The following is a 17195-nucleotide window of genomic DNA, read 5'->3' as shown; positions in this document are numbered from 1 at the left end:
CGGTAAGGCTTGTTTCTCCGTCATGCCCGAGCTTGTCCCGGGCATCCACGGTCTTGGCGACAAAGCAAGCAAGGCGTGGATGGCCGGGTCAAGCCCGGCCATGACGACGAGAGAGAACCCGGCTCACTCCGCGCGCTTGGCGGCTTTCTCGAACTTCTTCAGCACGCGGTCGCGCTTGAGTTTTGACAGATAGTCGACAAACAGCACGCCGTTGAGATGGTCGATCTCGTGCTGGATGCAGGTGGCGTAGAGGCCTTCGGCGTCCTCCTCGTGCACCTTGCCGTCGAGATCGGTGTAGCGCACCCGCACCTTCGCGGGACGCTCGACCTCCTCGTAATATTCGGGGATCGAGAGGCAGCCTTCCTCGTAGACCGACAGGTCCTCCGAGGAGGCGATGATTTCCGGATTGATGAAGACGCGCGGCTCGGGCTTGGTCTCGCCGTCCTGGTCGGGCTTGGCGAGGTCCATGGTGATCAGCCGCAACGGCCGCGCGATCTGAATCGCCGCGAGCCCGATGCCGGGCGCGTCGTACATGGTCTCGAACATGTCGTCGGCAAGCTTTCGTATCTCCGGCGTGACCTTCTCGATCGGCTTGGAGACCAGACGCAGCTGCTTGTCGGGCAGTATGATGATTTCTCTGAGGGCCATGGCCGCGATTTAAGCCGCGCGTTCGATGCGGTCAATGCGGCCGGGAACCCCGTTAACCCTCCGCTAACCATAAAACTTCGGGTTTCGTTAACCATAAAAATTAACGGGGCATTTATACTAAATGTTCGCTATTCGTTCGTGCCGCCGAGCGAATCGGCTAAAAGCAGGGGCATGAACGAGATCATTTTCATGCTCGGCGACTGGCCGGTGCGCACCGTGGACGCGCTGATCGGCTTCGGTGCCCTGGTCCTCATCCTGATGGTGGTGATCGCCGTCGTGATCGCGCGCTCCGGGCGGCGCGGGGCGGAACTCGCGATGGCCAACGCCATCCGCGCCGACGAACTCGAGGAGCGCATCAGCCAGATGCTGCATGCCCAGAGCGAGGCTTCGGGGCGGGTCGACGCCATGACCCAGACGCTGGCCGGCCGCCAGGCCGACATGGCACGCGCGGTCAACGAGCGGCTGGATTCGGTGACCCACCGCGTCGGCCAGTCCATGGAGCACACCACCCGCAACACCATGGAGAGCCTGCGCGCGCTGCACGAGCGGCTCGGCATCATCGACAGCGCGCACAAGAACCTCACCGACCTCACCACGCAGGTGACGACCCTGCGCGATGTGCTCGCCAACAAGCAGTCGCGCGGCGCCTTCGGTCAGGCGCGGATGGAAGCGATCGTCCAGGATGGTCTGCCGAAGGGCGCCTACGAGTTCCAGTTCACGCTCTCGACCGGCAAGCGTCCGGACTGCGTCGTGTTCCTGCCCGACCAGCGGCCACTCTGCATCGACGCGAAGTTTCCGCTGGAAGCGATGACCGCGCTGCATGACGCGCGCACCGACGAGGAGAAGCGCATCGCCACGCAGCGGCTGCGCGGCGACGTCATGAAGCATGTCAGCGACATCGCCGAGAAATATCTCGTCGCCGGCGAGACCCAGGACATGGCGCTGATGTTCGTGCCGTCGGAATCGGTCTACGCCGAGATCCACGACGGTTTCGACGACGTCATCCAGAAGGCGTATCGCGCCCGTGTCGTGCTGGTGTCGCCGTCGCTTTTGATGCTGGCGATCCAGGTGATGCAGCAGATCATGAAGGACGCGCGCATGCGCGACGCCGCCGACCAGATCCGCACCGAGGTGATCAAGCTCGGCGACGACCTCGGCCGCCTGCGCGATCGCGTGCTGAAGCTCCAGAAGCATTTTGCCGACGCGAACGAGGACGTGCGGCAGGTGCTGATCTCCGCCGACAAGATCGAGAAACGCGCCGGGCGCATCGAGGAGCTCGATTTCAGCAAGAGCGATGCGCCGGAAGCGCCGCATCTCGTAGCGACCGGCGCTGCCGAACTGTTCCCGCGGAAGCTCCAGGCGGGGGAATGAGCCCGTGTCGTCATGGCCGGGCTTGTCCCGGCCATCCACGACCTTTTTCAGCGACACCGAGAACGTGGATGCCCGGGACAAGCCCGGGCATGACGAGTTTTGCGGCCGAGGCAGCGCCGCCAGAATCTGCTAACACCACCCCATGACCGCACCCGACGCGACCTCGCCTGCCGGCCCCGGCACGGCCCCCACCTCCTGGCGTGACAGCCTTGCCGTTTACCTGCAGCCGCGGGTGCTGATCGTGCTGTTCCTCGGCTTCTCGTCCGGGCTGCCGTTGGCGCTGTCGGGCTCGACGCTGCTGGTGTGGATGCGGGAATCGGGCGTCGATCTCAAGACCATCGGGCTGTTTGCGCTGGTCGGCACGCCCTACACGCTGAAATTCCTGTGGGCGCCGCTGGTGGATGCGATGCATGTGCCGCTGTTCACGCGCGCGTTCGGGCGGCGGCGCGGCTGGCTGCTGTTCTCGCAATTGCTGCTGATCGTCGCCATCCTGCTGCTGGCGCTGACCGATCCCGCGCGCTCGCCGTTCTACGTCGCGCTCGGCGCATTGCTGGTGGCGACGGCCTCGTCGACGCAGGACATCGTGGTCGACGCCTTCCGTGTCGAGAGCCTGCCGGAAAGCGAGCAGGCTGCCGGCATGGCGTCCTATGTCGCGGCCTATCGCATCGGCATGCTGGTCTCGACCGCCGGCGCGCTGTTCATCGTCTCGGGCTTCGAGAGCACCGGCATCACCCGCACGTCCGCCTGGATGTGGGGCTATGTGGTGATGGCGGCGATGGTGCTGATCGGGACGATCACGGCGCTGGTCGCGACCGAGCCCGAGCAGTCGGTGCGGGCGGAAGCCGCGACGCAGACGCAAACCGCGTTCGCGCGCGTGCTGCACGCGGCGGTCGGAGCCTTCTCGGAATTCCTGACGCGCAAGGACGCGCTTGCGGCACTCGCCTTCGTCGTGCTGTTCAAGTTCACCGACGCCTTCTCCGGCACGATGACCGCGCCGTTCGTGATCGACCTCGGCTTCTCCCGCAACGACTATGCGGCGATCGTGAAGGGCGTGGGCCTTGCTGCGACGCTGATCGGCGGCTTTGCCGGCGGCTTCGTCGCACGGCGCTATTCGCTTGCGACCAGCCTCTGGATCGGCGGCGTGGTGCAGGCGCTCGCGAATCTCTCCTTCTCCTGGCTGGCCTTCGTCGGCACCAGCCAATGGGCGCTCGCCTTCGCCATCACTTGTGAGAACTTCACCAGCGCGATCGGCACGGTGATCTTCGTCGCCTATCTTTCGGCGCTCTGCCAGAACCCGCTGCACACGGCGACGCAATATGCGCTGCTCACCGCTCTTGCCGCGGTAGGGCGGACCTATCTCTCGTCAGGCGCCGGCTTCGTGGCTGATACGACTGGCTGGCCGCTGTTCTTCGTGATCTGCATGCTGGTGGCGATCCCAAGCCTGGTGCTGCTGGCCTGGCTGCAGAAGCGCGGGCATTTTGATGCGCTGGGGCCGGTGAGGGTTTAGACCGGCTCTCTCACCTTCGTCATTGCGAGCGAAGCGAAGCAATCCAGACTGCCGCCGCGGAGACGGTCTGGATTGCTTCGTCGCAAGTGCTCCTCGCAATGACGACGGAGAGAGCAGAGCGAATCGCCTCTACTGCTTCTTGATCAGGCTCCACTTCGTGATCACGGCCTCGCTCATCTGGCCGGGGTCGCTGGCGCAGGCGACTTCGTCGACCTTGACCGAGATCTCCTTGCCGGCGAACGTCTTCAGCTGTGCGGCCTGCGCATCGCCGCTGGGAACGAGCTGGAAGGTTTCGGGGCCGGTCTCGAGATTGCACAACCCGTTCGGTGGCGGCAGCCGGCGCGGCTCGGAGGTGATCTGGTAGGTCGCAACCCGCTTGCCGACGTTCTTGACGTCGCGCACTTTCATCGTGTTCAGCTCGCCCGAGAGCACCTCGCCGGCGTTGATCGGCTTGCCGGGCTTCGACGGCGGCGGAGCCCCGTCGTCCTGCTGCGCGGAGATAGCCGGCGTCGCCAGCATCGCCATCGTCGCAACCAAAGCCCATCGTGTGGCGAAAAGTTTCGTCATGTCGTCCGTTCCGTAAGTCTGGATGTCTAGAACAGGGTGCGCTGCCGCATCGCGGCCGATAGCGTACCTTCATCGAGATAATCAAGCTCGCCGCCGACCGGCACACCATGGGCGAGCCGGGTTACTTTTACGTTGGCGTCCTGAAGCAGGTCGGTGATGTAGTGTGCCGTGGTCTGGCCGTCGACGGTGGCATTCAGCGCCAGAATGACCTCATGCACCTGTGCCTCATGCGCGCGCGCGACCAGCGCCTCGATGGTGAGGTCCTGCGGGCCGACGCCGTCGAGCGGCGACAATGTCGCGCCCAGCACGTGATAACGCCCTTGAGTGGCATTGGCCCGCTCCAGCGCCCAGAGATCGGCAACATCGGCGACGACGACGATGATCGAGGGATCGCGCCGCGGATCGGTGCAGACTGTGCAGGGACTTTGCGTGTCGATGTTGCCGCAGGTCTTGCAGACCTGGACCTTCTCAAGCGCGACCTGCATGGCCGAGGACAGCGGCATCATCAGCGCTTCGCGCTTCTTGATCAGATGCAGCGCCGCGCGCCGCGCCGAGCGCGGGCCGAGGCCCGGCAGCCGCGCGAGAAGCTGGACCAGCCGCTCGATCTCAGGACCCGCAACAGCGCCCATATTACTGGCCGAACAGCCCCGACAGCCCCGGCGGCAAGCCGAGCCCGCCGGTGAGCGACTGCATCTTCTCCTGCATGGCGGCTTCCGCCTTGCGGCGGGCCTCGCCGAACGCGGTGACAAGCAGATCCTCGAGCACCTCGCGCTCTTCCGCCTTCATCAGCGAAGGATCGATCTTGACGCCCTTGACGTCCATCTTCGCGGTCATGCGCACAGCGACGAGACCGCCGCCGGAGATGCCCTCGACCTCGACGTTGGCGAGCTGGTCCTGCATCTCCTGCATCTTGGATTGCAGCTGCTGCGCCTGCTTCATCATGCCGAAAATATCGACCATCGGTGCTGTCCTTGGAAAATTGGCTCTAGAGATCGTCGCCGTCGGAACCGTCGGGCGGATCGTCACTGCCGTAGTCGGCGTTAATATCGGATTCCGGCGCCTCGGGGGCAAGCCTGCGGACCTCGACGACCTTCGCGCCCGGAAAACGCGACAGCACCTCGCGCACGCGCGGATCGGCCTCGGCGGTGCGCGCATGTTCCTGCTTGGCCGCCTGGCTCACCGAGCGCAGCGTCGGCTGGCCCGGCTCGTTGGAGACGATCACGGTCCAACGGCGCCCGGTCCAGAGCTCGAATTTGCGCGCGAGATCGGAAATCATGGTCTTGGAGGCGTTGGGCTCGAGCGCAACTTCCAGCCGGCCCTCCTCGAAACGAACGAGGCGCATGTCGCCTTCGAGCGCGCCCTTGGTGAGGAGGTCGCGCTTCTGCCCGGCCAGCGCAACGAGCTGGGTGAAGCTCGTGACGCGCAACACGGGCGCGGCAGCTTGCGGATCCGGCGCGGGCGTTGCCATCTGCGGACGGGCACCGCCGCCGCCGAACGAGGACGGTGACGATGTCGGCATGCGAACTGGCGCTGCGGACGCCACCGGCCCCGCCGGCGCGTTGCGCGCGGCACTGCCGCCGCTCACGACCGGCGAACCGCCGCCGTTCTGCTCCAGCATCTTGATCGCTTCGTCCGGCGTCGGCAGGTCGGCAACATAGGCGATGCGCACCAGCACCATCTCGGCGGCTGCCGCGGGCCGCGTCGCGGCCTGCACCTCGGTGATGCCCTTGAGCAGCATCTGCCACATCCGCGACAGCACGCGCATCGAGATCTTCGAGGCGAAATCCCGTGCGCGTACGCGCTCGGTCTCGCCATAGGCGACGTTGTCGGCGGTCGCCGGCACGATCTTCACGCGGGTGACGAAATTGACGAACTCGGCAAGATCCGAGAGCACCACGATCGGATCGGCGCCGACGTCGTACTGGTCGCGGAACTCCCTGAACGCGGACGCGATGTCGCCACGCGCCAGAGAATCGAAAAGATCGATGACACGGGTGCGGTCGGCGAGCCCCAGCATCTGCCTGACGGCATCGGCCTTCACGGTGCCTGCCGCATGCGCGATGGCCTGATCGAGCAGCGAGAGCGAATCGCGCACCGAGCCTTCGGCGGCGCGCGCGATGATGCCGAGTGCTTCAGGCTCGATCTCGACGTTTTCCTTGGCCGCGATGCTGGCGAGATGCTTCATCAGGACGTCGGCCTCGACGCGGCGCAGGTCAAAACGCTGGCAGCGCGACAGCACGGTCACCGGAACCTTGCGGATCTCCGTCGTGGCGAACACGAACTTGGCGTGCTCCGGCGGTTCCTCCAGCGTCTTCAGGAAGGCGTTGAACGCCGCCGTCGACAGCATGTGGACTTCGTCGATGATGTAGACCTTGTAGCGGGCGCTGGCCGGCGCGTAGCGGACGCTGTCATTGATCTGACGGACGTCGTCGACGCCGGTATGCGAGGCCGCGTCCATCTCCAGCACGTCCATGTGCCGGCTTTCCATGATCGCCTGGCAATGCACGCCGAGCGTCGGCATCTGGACCGTCGGGCCCTTCACCGAGCCATCCGGCATCTCGTAGTTGAGCGCACGGGCAAGGATGCGCGCGGTGGTGGTCTTGCCGACCCCGCGAACGCCGGTGAGAATCCAGGCCTGCGGAATGCGGCCAGTCTCGAACGCATTGGAGACGGTGCGGACCACGGCCTCCTGGCCGATCAGATCGTCGAAGCTGGAGGGACGGTATTTCCGCGCCAGCACCCGGTAGGGCGTGCTGGCCTGGCCGGCGCTGTCAGGGTTGGGAGGGGCGCCAGCGTCGGTCATCGGTCGATCCGCAATGAAGTGTCTTTCGGCCGGCTTTTGCGGAAAGGAGCGCGCTGGCGGCCCGAGCCGCCGGCGCAATTCGCTCGGAAAAACAGGTAGGAGACTGACGAGCGACCCGATCCGGACCTCGTTAGGGCTGCTTCCTTCCGGACCTGACCCGGTTGGCGAGTGGCTCGTCCACCGCCAATCTCCCGGTCCCTATTTGGGGCCAAAAGGACCGGAAAGCAAGCGGGTATCCGCTTGAACAGGCTGGGCTTCATGGTGGTTTGCCCAGCATCCGGGCAATTCCCGGCCTGCCCAGCCGATAGGCTGTGCTTTCACTGCCGGAGGCGCCTTGGTAAGAACGCTGCCGGAACTCCTTCCAACAGAAAAGCGATTGATCCCAATGGTTACACGTCGTGATGTTGCTTCGATTGTCGGACTTGGCGCGATGGCTGCGGCGACGCTGGCCTCCCCGGCCGTGGCGCAGACCGCCGATACCAACGAATCGACCTTCGCCCGCATCCGCCGCACCAAGAAGATGCGGATCGGCGCGGTCGGCGGCGGCGCGCCCTATTACATGAAGGATCTTTCGACCGGCCAGTGGAAGGGATTTTACGTCGACATCGCCAAGGCGCTTGCCGAGGACATGGAGGCCGAGTTCGAGATCACCGAGACCACTTGGGGCAATTCGGTGCTCGACCTGCAGTCCAACAAGATCGACATCTTCTTCGGCCTCAACCCGACCCCGAAGCGCGCGCTGGTGGTCGACTTCTCGGTGCCGGTCTTCAACAACGCCTTCGGCATCCTCTGCAAGAAGGACTTCAAGCCGAAGAGCTGGGCCGAGCTGAACTCGCCCGACGTCAAGATCGCGGTCGACCAGGGCTCCTCGCACGACCAGGTCGTCAGCCGCCTGACGCCGAAGGCGCAGATCTCGCGGCTGAAGTCCGCCGACGACGCCACCGCCGCGCTCCAGACCGGCCGCGTCGACGCACAGTGCCTGATCACCATGCTGTCGCTGACGGTGTTGAAGAAGAATCCCTCGCTCGGCCAGTTCGTGCTGCCGACGCCGATCTTCGCCACCACGTCGAACGCCGGCTTCCGCCGCGAGACCGACAAGACCTGGCGCGACTACGTCAACACCTGGATCGACTTCAACAAGGGCCTCGGCTTCATCCGGAACGCGATCATCACCAACATGGAGCTGGTGGGCGTGACCGAGGCGGACATCCCGCCGGGCGTATCGTTGTAAGGTGTGATGAGCGCCTGAGGCTCCGCACGTCATGGCCGGGCTTGTCCCGGCCATCCACGTCTGACCCGCGCCACCAAGAACGTGGATGCCCGGGACAAGCCCGGGCATGACGACAAGTTTCGGGTATGAGTTAAGCACGCATGTATCAGTGGGACTTCGGCATCCTCTGGAGCTATCGCTGGCTCTTTCTCAACGGGCTCGGCGTCACCGTCGGTTTCACCGTGGTCATCGTGGTGCTCGGGCTCGTCTTCGGCCTGTTCGGCGCGTTCGGCACCCTGTCGCGCTTTCGCGCGGTGCGCCTGATCGCGCTCACCTTCATCGAGGCGTTCCGCTGCACGCCGATCCTGGTGCAGCTGATCTGGTTCTATTACGCGCTGCCGATCCTGGCCGGTGTCGAGATGACGCCGATCACCGCCTCGGCGCTCGCGCTCTCGCTCTATGGCGGCTCGTTCTATTCGGAGATCATCCGCGGCGGCATCATCTCGATCGACCGCGGCCAGTCCGAAGCCGGCGCCGCGCTCGGCATGACTCCGGGACAGAGCATGCGGCGCATCGTGCTGCCGCAGGCGATCAAGCGCATGATCCCGGCACTGATGAACCAGTCGATCATCCAGTTCAAGAACACCTCGCTGGTCTCGGTGCTGGCGGTGCCTGACCTGGTCTATCAGAGCCAGGTCGCCGCCCATGACAGCTACCGTCCGCTGGAAACCTACACCGCCGTCGCGGTCGCGTATGCGGCCATCCTGATTCCCCTGACCATCATGGTCCGGCGCGGCGAGAAGCGACTGGCGGTCGGCGAATGAGCGAGATGTCGAAAATCGAGATCCGTGGCTTGCGTAAAAGCTTTGGCAGCAACGAGGTTTTGAAGAGCATCAGCCTGGACGTCGCCAAGGGCGGTGTCGTGGCGCTGATCGGCCCGTCCGGCTCCGGCAAGTCGACGCTGCTCCGCTGTATCAACCTCCTGGTGACGCCCGACGGCGGCAGCGTTCGCGTCGGCGACACGCGCTTTGCTTTCGGAGAAGGCACAAAGCTCCCCGATGTGAAGACGCTGGCAAAATTCCGCGCCACCACCGGCATGGTGTTTCAGCATTTCAATCTGTTCCCGCACATGACGACGCTCCAGAACGTGATGGAGGGACCGGTCACCGTGCGGCGCATGGTGAGGGCTGACGCGGAGAAGCTGGCGCGGGCCCAACTCGCGAAAGTGGGCCTTGCAGAGAAGGCCGACCAATATCCGGCAACGCTCTCCGGCGGACAGAAGCAGCGCGTCGCGATTGCGCGGGCGCTCGCCATGGAGCCGGACGTGATGCTGTTCGACGAGGCCACCTCCGCGCTCGATCCCGAGCTTGTCGGCGAGGTGCTCGCCGTGATTCAGCAGCTGGCGTCGGAGGGCATGACCATGGTGATCGTGACCCACGAGATCACCTTTGCCCGCGAAGTCGCCGGCCGTCTGATCTTCATGCGCGACGGCCTCGTGGTCGAGGAGGGCCCGGCGCGGCAGGTCATCGATCATCCGCAGGAAGCCGCGACGCGCGCCTTCCTCAGCCATTTCCACCGAACCGGCGCATTGCCGCCGGCCAACGCAGCATCGTGATGTCCGAAATCAATCGCGTCTATCTCATCACCGGCGCCGCCAGCGGCATCGGCCGCGCCACTGCAAAACTGCTCGCGGGGCCCGGCACCGCGCTGCTGCTGCACACGCGCTCCAACGCAGCCGGCCTCGACGCCACCGCGGCGGAAGCCGAAGCGCAAGGCGCGATCGTCGCGAAATGCCTCGGCGACCTCGCCGAGGAGGCCGCGGTCACCGACGCCATCGCCGCTACACAAAGCGCCTTCGGCCGACTCGATGGATTGATCCTGGTCGGCGGCCATGCCCGCCGCGGCAGCGCGATCGGTACGCCGGCGGATCAGTTCCGCAAGGCGATGGACGAATCGGCGCTGGCGTTCACACGGTTGGTGGACGCGGCGCTCCCGCTGCTCCGTGCGGAGCAGGATTCGCGGATCGTGGCAGTGTCGTCGTTCGTTGCGCACGCGATCCGGCCGGAGTTCGCGCCCTTCGCAGCGACGGCCGCGAGCCGCTCCGCGCTCGAAGCGCTGGTGCGCCTCACCGCAGTCGAACTCGCCAAGGAGGGCATCACCGTCAACGCCGTCGCGCCGGGCCTTGTCGTCAAGGACAGGCCCAGCGAAAGCCGGCTGTCACCCGAACAGATCGCCGCGACCGAGGCGCTGATCCCGATGGGTCGCCGCGGGCGGCCGGAAGAGGTCGCCGAGATCATCGCTTTCCTGGCCTCCCCGAAAGCATCCTACGTCACCGGCCAAGTCTGGCACGTCAATGGAGGCCTGACATGACCGAAGCAACCGTCGAACGCATCAGGCTGTTCCTGATCGAAAGCCCGATCAAGATGGCGCGCCTGCAAGGCGTCGGCAATGTCAAGGGCACGGTGAAGCGCGTGCTGCTCGAACTGACGTCGAGCGACGGCGTGATCGGCTGGGGCGAGGCGGCACCGTGGGAAGTGTTCACGGGAACGCCGGAAGCGGCCTTCTCCGCGCTCGACATCTATTTGCGGCCAATCGTGCTCGGCAAACCGGTGCGCCGCATCCGCGCGCTGATGGCCGAGCTCGATCGCGCGCTGGTCGGACATGCCGAAGCCAAGGTCGCGATCGAAATGGCGCTGCTCGACATCGTCGGCAAGTCGTCGGGATTGTCGGTCGCCGACCTGCTCGGCGGCCGCGTGCGCGACACGATCCCGCTGTCGTTCTCGATCGCCGATCCCGATTTCGCCGCCGATCTCGAACGCATGCGGAAGATGATTCCGGACGGCAATGTCATCTACAAGGTCAAGACCGGCGTGAAGCCGCATCGCGAGGACCTCGATCATCTCGCGGCGATCCGCAAGGAGTTCGGCGACAAGGTCGACCTTCGCGTCGACTACAACCAGGCGCTGGCGCCGTTCGGCGCCATCAAGATCCTGCGCGACGTCGAGCAGTTCGCGCCGACTTTCATCGAGCAGCCGGTGCCGCGCAAATTTCTCGACGTGATGGCGCAGCTCACCGCGGCGCTGGAAACGCCGGTGCTCGCGGACGAAAGCTGCTTCGACCGCCGCGACATGATGGAGGTGGTGCGCCGCGAGGCGGCAGATGCCGTCTCGATCAAGCTGATGAAGGCCGGCGGCCTATTCGAGGCGCAGGCGATCATGGCGATCGCCGACATCGCCGGCCTGCCGGGCTATGGCGGCACGCTGTGGGAGGGCGGCATCGGGCTCGCCGCCGGGACGCAGCTGATCGCGGCGACGCCGGGAATCTCGCTCGGCTGCGAATTCTACATGCCGCACCACGTGCTGACCGAGGACGTGCTGGAAGAGCGCGTCGCCAATCGCGGCGGCCACGTCGTGGTGCCGGACGGCCCCGGCCTCGGCATTCGCGTCAGCGAAGCCTCGGTCCGCGCCAATGCGCGCATGCTTGCGGAGGGGTAAGACGTCGCCACACATTCGCTGTCGTCCCGGCGAAGGCCGGGACCCATAACCACAGGGGGATGTTTTGTGAAGATTGGTCGTTCGGGATTAGCACCAACCGCAAACGATAGACCTCGCGGTATGGGTCCCGGCCTTCACCGGGACGACAAGGGTGCATGCGGCCCCTGCGGAGGCTCATCCTTCCCCAATCAAACTCCGTATCGTATGGTCCGGCCAAACGCGCCCGACCCCATCGGGCAATCTGGATACGCATATGTCCGAACCCGCCTGGTCGCTGCACTCCCGTCTGAAAGAGGACACCATCGACATCGGCGATTTGCCGCTGTCCAAGGTATTGGTCATCAAGGACGCGCATTATCCGTGGCTGCTGCTGGTGCCGCGACGCGCGGATGCGGTCGAGATCATTGATCTCGACGAGGTGCAGCAGGCGCAATTGATGACGGAGATCTCCCGCGTCTCGCGTGCGCTGAAGGAGATCACCAGATGCGACAAACTCAACATCGCGGCACTCGGCAACCTCGTGCCGCAGCTTCACGTGCACATCATCGCGCGCCGCACCAGTGACGCCGCCTGGCCGCGGCCGGTCTGGGGCGTGATGCAGCCCTTGGCGCACGACGCCACAGAGGTGCAGACTTTCATCAGCGCGCTTCGCCGCAAAATCTGGTTGGGTTGAAAGAACAAGACATGTCAGCATTCGACTCGTTTCCGCTGGGGCAGCCGGCCTTCGTCACCAACATTCTCGACCGTGCCGCGCATCTGCGCCGCGATGACGAAAAGCTGTTCGCGCTGGAGCAGAAGCCGGCCTCGCGCGCCTATGTGGTCTACCGCGACTCGCTGCTGGTGAAGCGCGAGGGCGAAAAAGTGCGCGCGCTGCTCGGAATCGACGAGGCGCTGAAATGCGGCGCCAATCCCGGCACGATCTTCTTAGGCTTGCGCGACGGCGCCGCGATATTCGGGATGGGCCTGTCGCAGGCCGCGTCCGAGAAGCTGATCGGGCGTGAAGACTACGCCCTCAGTGAGCTGCGCGGCATGGCGATGCAGGGCGCGGTGCCGCCGCAGGAGCTGTCGGCGATCGCGATGGCGAAGTCGATGGTGAGCTGGCATCAGCGCCACGGCTATTGCGCCAATTGCGGCACGCGTACCGGGATGAAGGAAGGCGGCTGGAAGCGGGAGTGCCCCAGTTGCAAGGCCGAGCATTTCCCGCGCACCGACCCTGTCGTGATCATGCACGTCGCCGCCGGCGACAAATGCCTGCTCGGCCGCCAGAAGCAGTTTCCGCCGGGGATGTATTCGTGTCTCGCCGGCTTCGTCGAGGCGGCCGAAACCATCGAGGACGCGGTGCGCCGCGAGATCCTCGAAGAATCCGGGATTCGCTGCACCGACGTACAATATTATATGACCCAGCCCTGGCCCTATCCGTCGTCGCTGATGATCGGCTGCAGCGCGCGGGCCGTGAGCGAGGACATCGTCGTCGATCACTCCGAGCTGGAGGATGCGCGCTGGTTCACGCGTGAGGAGGCCGCTCTGATGCTGACGCGAACGCATCCCGACGGGCTCGCCGGCCCGCACCCGTTTGCGATTGCGCATCACCTGCTCGGCCGCTGGGTGCACGACAAGAGCTGACCGCCGATGGCGCACTCTGTGATCGCGCCGCGCATCCTCTGCATCGGCATTCCCGTGCGCGACCTGACCTTTCGTGTCGAGGCCGTGCCCGCGCGCGGCAGCAAGGCGAATGCCAGCCATCTCGCGGAGATCTGCGGCGGCAATGCGCTCAATGCCGCGATCGCCATCGCGCGGCTCGGCGGCCGCGTCTCGTTCGCAGGTCCGATGGGCGATGCGCAGGAGACGTCGAGCGGCTTCATTCTCGAGCGGATGGAAGCTGAGGCTATCGAGACCACGCACATCGTCCGCATGCCGGGGCTCAAGACGCCGGTGTCGGCGATCATGATCGAGCCCTCGGGCGAACGAACGCTCACCATCTATCGCGATCCCGCGTTATCCACCGTGCAGCTGCCGGACGCCGACAAGCTGCTCGCCGATTGTCAGGCGGTCCTCGTCGAGAGCCGCTGCGCATCGTTCTGCACGGATCTCTGCACTGAGGCACGCCGGCGCGGCATTGCCGTCATCGTCGGCGTCGATCGCGCGATGTCGTTGCAGGACGGCCCGCTCACGGCCGCCTCGCACCTGCTGTTCGCCAGCGAACAGGTGCAGGAGACCGCCGGCATCGCCGACGACGGCGAGGCGTTGCAGCGCCTGGCCGCGCTCACGCCCGCCTTCCTCGCCGCGACCCGCGGCCCGCGCGGCACGATCTGGCTGAACGAGAGCGGCGAACTGGAGCAGACGCCGGCCTTCCCGGTTCAGGCCGTCGATACGCTCGGCGCCGGCGACGTCTTCCATGGCGCCTTCACGCTTCGCCTCGCCGAAGGCGGCGGCGTGCGGCAGGCGCTGCAATTCGCCGCGGCCGCCGCGGCGCTGAAATGCACCCGCCACGGCGGTGGCCTGGCTGCCCCGCAACGTATTGAAGTCGAAGAGTTTTTGAACATGTCGCCGGCGGCGACGCTTGAGCGGATGCCGAGATTATAGACTTGCTATAGAAAGATTTTCTCTATATCAGGGAAATCGACCATCGATATGGAACAAAGTTCTTCAAATGACCGATCTCGCCATCCCGCTCCCCGAGACCAGCCGCCGCCTCGACGCCATCGACCGTAAGATTCTGATGGTGCTGCAGGATGATGCCTCCCTCTCCGTCGCCGAGATCGGCGACCGCGTCGGCCTGTCCTCGACCCCCTGCTGGAAGCGCATCCAGCGCCTGGAGGCCGACGGCGTGATCACCAAGCGGGTGGCGCTGGTCGACCAGAATAAGATCGGGCTCGGCATCTCCGTGTTCGTGTCGGTCGAGAGCTCCGACCATTCCGACGCCTGGCTCAAGAAGTTCGCCGACGCCGTCAGCGCCATGCCGGAGGTGATGGAGTTCTATCGCATGGCCGGCGACGTCGACTACATGCTGCGCGTCGTCGTCGCGGACATGCAGGCGTATGACGTGTTCTACAAAAAGCTGATCAGCGCCGTGCCGCTGAAGAACGTCACCTCACGCTTCGCGATGGAGAAGATCAAGTCGGTCACCGCGCTGCCGATCCCGGCGGTGGTGGCGGCGTAGGGCTCACCACACGCAAACTGTCATCGCCCGGCTTGACCGGGCGATCCAGTATTCCAGAGACGACGATGGATACGGATAAGCCACGGCGTACTGGATGCCCCGGTCAAGCCGGGCATGACAGCAAGTGAGGCTAGCCTCGCGCCTCAGATCTTCTGATTGTACTCGCCGACTTCGGGATGGGTGCGCAGCACGCTGTTCACCATCTCGAACATGTCGTGCATGCGCTGCTCGGAGACCGGGCTCTCGACCACGACGACGAGTTCGGGCTTGTTGGAGGAGGCACGCACCAGGCCCCAGCTGCCGTCCTCGACCGTGACGCGGACGCCGTTGACTGTGACGAGATCGCGGATCGACTGGCCGCCGATCTTGGCGCCCTTGGCCTGCAAGCCCTCGAAGTGCTTCACCACCTTGTCGATCACGCCGTATTTGACCTCGTCGGCGCAATGCGGCGACATGGTCGGCGACGACCAGGTCTTCGGCAGCGCGTTCTTGAGATCGGCCATCGACTTGCCGGGGGCGCGATCGAGCATGTCGCAGATCGCAAGCGCCGACACCAGACCGTCGTCATAGCCGCGTCCATACGGCTTGTTGAAGAAGAAGTGGCCGGACTTCTCGAAGCCGGCGAGGGCGCCCGTCTCATGGGTGCGGCGCTTCATGTAGGAATGGCCAGTCTTCCAGTAGGTGGTTTTTGCACCCTGCTTCTGCAGTACCGGATCGGTGATGAACAGGCCGGTCGACTTCACGTCGACGATGAACTGCGCATCCTTGTGGATCGCGGACATGTCGCGCGCCAGCATCACGCCGACCTTGTCGGCAAAGATCTCCTCGCCGGTGTTGTCGACCACGCCGCAGCGATCGCCGTCACCGTCGAAGCCGAGACCCACATCGGCCCTGTGCTGCAGCACCGCGTCGCGGATCGCGTGCAGCATCTCCATGTCTTCGGGGTTCGGGTTGTATTTCGGGAAGGTGTGGTCGAGCTCAGTGTCGAGCGGGATTACCTCGCAGCCGATCGCCTCCAGCACCTGCGGCGCGAATGCGCCGGCGGTGCCGTTGCCGCAGGCCGCGACGACCTTGAGCTTGCGCTTGAGCTTCGGACGGCTGGTGAGATCGGCGATGTAGCGCGCCGGATAATTCTCGTGGAATTGATAGGAGCCGCCGGCCTTGTTCTTGAACTCGGCGCCCAGCACGATCTCCTTCAACCGCGTCATCTCGTCGGGGCCGAAGGTCAGCGGGCGGTTGGCGCCCATCTTCACGCCGGTCCAGCCATTGTCGTTGTGCGAGGCCGTAACCATGGCGCAGCAGGGCACGTCGAGGTCGAACTGGGCGAAATAGGCCATCGGCGTCACCGCCAGCCCGATGTCGTGCACCTTGCAGCCTGCTGCCATCAGGCCGGAAATCAGCGCATATTTGATCGAGGCCGAATAGCCGCGGAAATCATGACCGGTGACGATCTCCTGGCTGACGCCGAGCTCCGCGATCAGCGCGCCCAGCCCCATGCCGAGCGCCTGGATTCCCATCAGGTTGATTTCCTTCTGGAACAGCCAGCGCGCGTCGTATTCGCGAAAGCCCGTGGCCTTCACCATCGGCTCGGATTCGAAGGCATAGGTGTTGGGCAGCAACACGGATTTCGGCTTGGGGAACATTGAGACGGTCTCGTGAAAAAGAGCCAGATTTAATGCAGCCTTAGCGAATGCCGGGCCGCAGCGGAAGGCGGGAATGGCAGCTTATGGATGATAATTGCGGCAGTTTGGTAACGGGGAAATCTGGCCGCGAGAGCGGCCGGAATAGAGATTTACTTGAAATATGTGATCGCTGGAGCCATTGGGAGACCCTTACTGCTCCAGCACCATCTGACCGTTGGCGTATTCGAAGCGCTTGAGGCGGGAGAGGAAGGAGAGGCCGAGCAGGTTCTCGGACAGCGCCTCGTCGGGCAGCACCATGGCATCGACGTCGCGCACGATTAGGCCGCCGACATCGAGCATGGCGATGCGGGTGCGCGCGGCCTTGATGGTGCCGTTGGCGGTGGAGACGGTGGCATTGTAATCGCCGCGCGAGGGACGCAGGCCGAAACGGGCGGCCGAGGTCTCGTTCAGCGCAACCACGGAGGCGCCGGTGTCGACCATGAAGCCGATGCGCTGGCCTTCGATCCGGCCCTCGGTCTGGAAGTGGCCGCGGCCGTCGCGGGGGATGTTGAGGCTGCGGCCGCCGGCCGGCGCGGTGGACGCGACTGCTACCGTACGCGGCACCGACGTCGCCGAAGCGGAGCTCATCCTGTCCGCCATCTGCGCCATGAAGGTGCCGAGGCCGATCATGATCGCCGCGAAGATCATTATGTTACGCATCACACCACTCGAAGCCGAAGCTCGATTTCACCACGCGGCAGGCCACTCCGCGAGCGACGCTGCGGCCAGAGCTGTGCTATTTTGACGAAAAGG

General features: G+C 65.0%; 18 protein-coding genes and 1 other RNA gene. 11 read left to right on the top strand and 8 right to left on the bottom strand.

Translation table 11 applies throughout. From position 1 onward, the window contains the following. Positions 1–123 precede the first annotated feature (123 nt). A complete protein-coding gene (def, locus tag IVB41_RS04465) occupies positions 124–648 on the bottom strand; it encodes a peptide deformylase (RefSeq protein WP_027565796.1) in 525 nt (174 codons plus the stop codon). Between the two features lie 171 nt (positions 649–819). On the opposite strand from def, the gene IVB41_RS04460 reads away from it, so the two are divergent. Continuing rightward, positions 820–2019, top strand: coding sequence for a DNA recombination protein RmuC (locus tag IVB41_RS04460; protein WP_247357676.1), 1200 nt, complete (start codon positions 820–822; stop codon positions 2017–2019). 142 nt (positions 2020–2161) lie between these two features. Then, on the top strand, positions 2162–3526 hold the full coding sequence (locus tag IVB41_RS04455; RefSeq protein ID WP_247407228.1) for an AmpG family muropeptide MFS transporter: 1365 nt from the start codon (positions 2162–2164) through the stop codon (positions 3524–3526). A gap of 129 nt (positions 3527–3655) precedes the next feature. Here IVB41_RS04455 and IVB41_RS04450 read toward each other — a convergent pair whose 3' ends face one another. From IVB41_RS04450 to ffs, 5 genes are all read right to left on the bottom strand, one after another. Beyond that, positions 3656–4093 (bottom strand): hypothetical protein, encoded by a 438-nt coding sequence (locus tag IVB41_RS04450; protein ID WP_027565800.1) that lies wholly within the window; start codon positions 4091–4093, stop codon positions 3656–3658. A 26-nt stretch (positions 4094–4119) separates the two neighbouring features. Continuing rightward, positions 4120–4722 (bottom strand): recombination mediator RecR, encoded by a 603-nt coding sequence (gene recR, locus IVB41_RS04445; RefSeq protein ID WP_007604678.1) that lies wholly within the window; start codon positions 4720–4722, stop codon positions 4120–4122. Between the two features lies 1 nt (position 4723). Continuing rightward, on the bottom strand, positions 4724–5053 hold the full coding sequence (locus tag IVB41_RS04440) for a YbaB/EbfC family nucleoid-associated protein (RefSeq protein WP_007597704.1): 330 nt from the start codon (positions 5051–5053) through the stop codon (positions 4724–4726). Positions 5054–5078: 25 nt separating this feature from the next. Next, positions 5079–6896 carry a DNA polymerase III subunit gamma/tau gene (locus IVB41_RS04435; RefSeq protein WP_247427154.1) on the bottom strand — a complete coding sequence of 606 codons (1818 nt, stop codon included), beginning with the start codon at positions 6894–6896 and terminating at the stop codon, positions 5079–5081. A gap of 95 nt (positions 6897–6991) precedes the next feature. Further along, positions 6992–7088, bottom strand: an RNA gene (ffs, locus tag IVB41_RS04430) — signal recognition particle sRNA small type. A gap of 193 nt (positions 7089–7281) precedes the next feature. Between ffs and IVB41_RS04425 the strand changes: the two genes are divergently transcribed. From IVB41_RS04425 to IVB41_RS04385, 9 genes are all read left to right on the top strand, one after another. Continuing rightward, positions 7282–8127 (top strand): transporter substrate-binding domain-containing protein, encoded by an 846-nt coding sequence (locus IVB41_RS04425; protein ID WP_247427150.1) that lies wholly within the window; start codon positions 7282–7284, stop codon positions 8125–8127. Between the two features lie 140 nt (positions 8128–8267). Continuing rightward, the gene (locus tag IVB41_RS04420; RefSeq protein ID WP_247285426.1) at positions 8268–8930 is read left to right on the top strand and encodes an amino acid ABC transporter permease; all 663 of its coding nucleotides are present in this window, start codon (positions 8268–8270) and stop codon (positions 8928–8930) included. Beyond that, positions 8927–9721, top strand: a complete 795-nt coding sequence (locus IVB41_RS04415; protein ID WP_276576668.1) for an amino acid ABC transporter ATP-binding protein — start codon at positions 8927–8929, stop codon at positions 9719–9721. The genes IVB41_RS04420 and IVB41_RS04415 overlap by 4 nt, the downstream gene beginning before the upstream one ends. Next, on the top strand, positions 9721–10476 hold the full coding sequence (locus IVB41_RS04410) for an SDR family NAD(P)-dependent oxidoreductase (protein ID WP_247427147.1): 756 nt from the start codon (positions 9721–9723) through the stop codon (positions 10474–10476). The genes IVB41_RS04415 and IVB41_RS04410 overlap by 1 nt, the downstream gene beginning before the upstream one ends. After that, entirely contained in the window at positions 10473–11600 is a 1128-nt protein-coding gene (locus tag IVB41_RS04405; protein WP_027565806.1) for a muconate cycloisomerase family protein, read from the top strand. The genes IVB41_RS04410 and IVB41_RS04405 overlap by 4 nt, the downstream gene beginning before the upstream one ends. A gap of 253 nt (positions 11601–11853) precedes the next feature. Continuing rightward, a complete protein-coding gene (locus IVB41_RS04400; RefSeq protein WP_027565807.1) occupies positions 11854–12273 on the top strand; it encodes an HIT domain-containing protein in 420 nt (139 codons plus the stop codon). Positions 12274–12284: 11 nt separating this feature from the next. Then, positions 12285–13223 (top strand): NAD(+) diphosphatase, encoded by a 939-nt coding sequence (gene nudC / locus IVB41_RS04395; protein ID WP_027565808.1) that lies wholly within the window; start codon positions 12285–12287, stop codon positions 13221–13223. A gap of 6 nt (positions 13224–13229) precedes the next feature. Continuing rightward, on the top strand, positions 13230–14183 hold the full coding sequence (locus IVB41_RS04390; protein ID WP_247427144.1) for a sugar kinase: 954 nt from the start codon (positions 13230–13232) through the stop codon (positions 14181–14183). A 67-nt stretch (positions 14184–14250) separates the two neighbouring features. After that, on the top strand, positions 14251–14760 hold the full coding sequence (locus IVB41_RS04385) for an Lrp/AsnC family transcriptional regulator (RefSeq protein ID WP_027565810.1): 510 nt from the start codon (positions 14251–14253) through the stop codon (positions 14758–14760). 143 nt (positions 14761–14903) lie between these two features. Here the strand turns inward: IVB41_RS04385 and IVB41_RS04380 are convergent, their stop codons facing one another. Both IVB41_RS04380 and IVB41_RS04375 read right to left on the bottom strand, forming a co-directional pair. Beyond that, positions 14904–16403: a phosphomannomutase/phosphoglucomutase gene (locus IVB41_RS04380; RefSeq protein ID WP_247427140.1), complete on the bottom strand. Its 1500-nt coding sequence runs from the start codon at positions 16401–16403 to the stop codon at positions 14904–14906. A 189-nt stretch (positions 16404–16592) separates the two neighbouring features. Continuing rightward, positions 16593–17102, bottom strand: coding sequence for a TIGR02281 family clan AA aspartic protease (locus tag IVB41_RS04375; protein WP_247357668.1), 510 nt, complete (start codon positions 17100–17102; stop codon positions 16593–16595). Between the last annotated feature and the right edge of the window lie 93 nt (positions 17103–17195).

This window comes from Bradyrhizobium sp. 44, assembly GCF_023073095.1.
Taxonomy (GTDB): Bacteria; Pseudomonadota; Alphaproteobacteria; order Rhizobiales; family Xanthobacteraceae; genus Bradyrhizobium.
The sequence above is the reverse complement of the archived record's forward strand: the minus strand, read 5'-3'. Positions and strand labels throughout refer to the sequence as shown.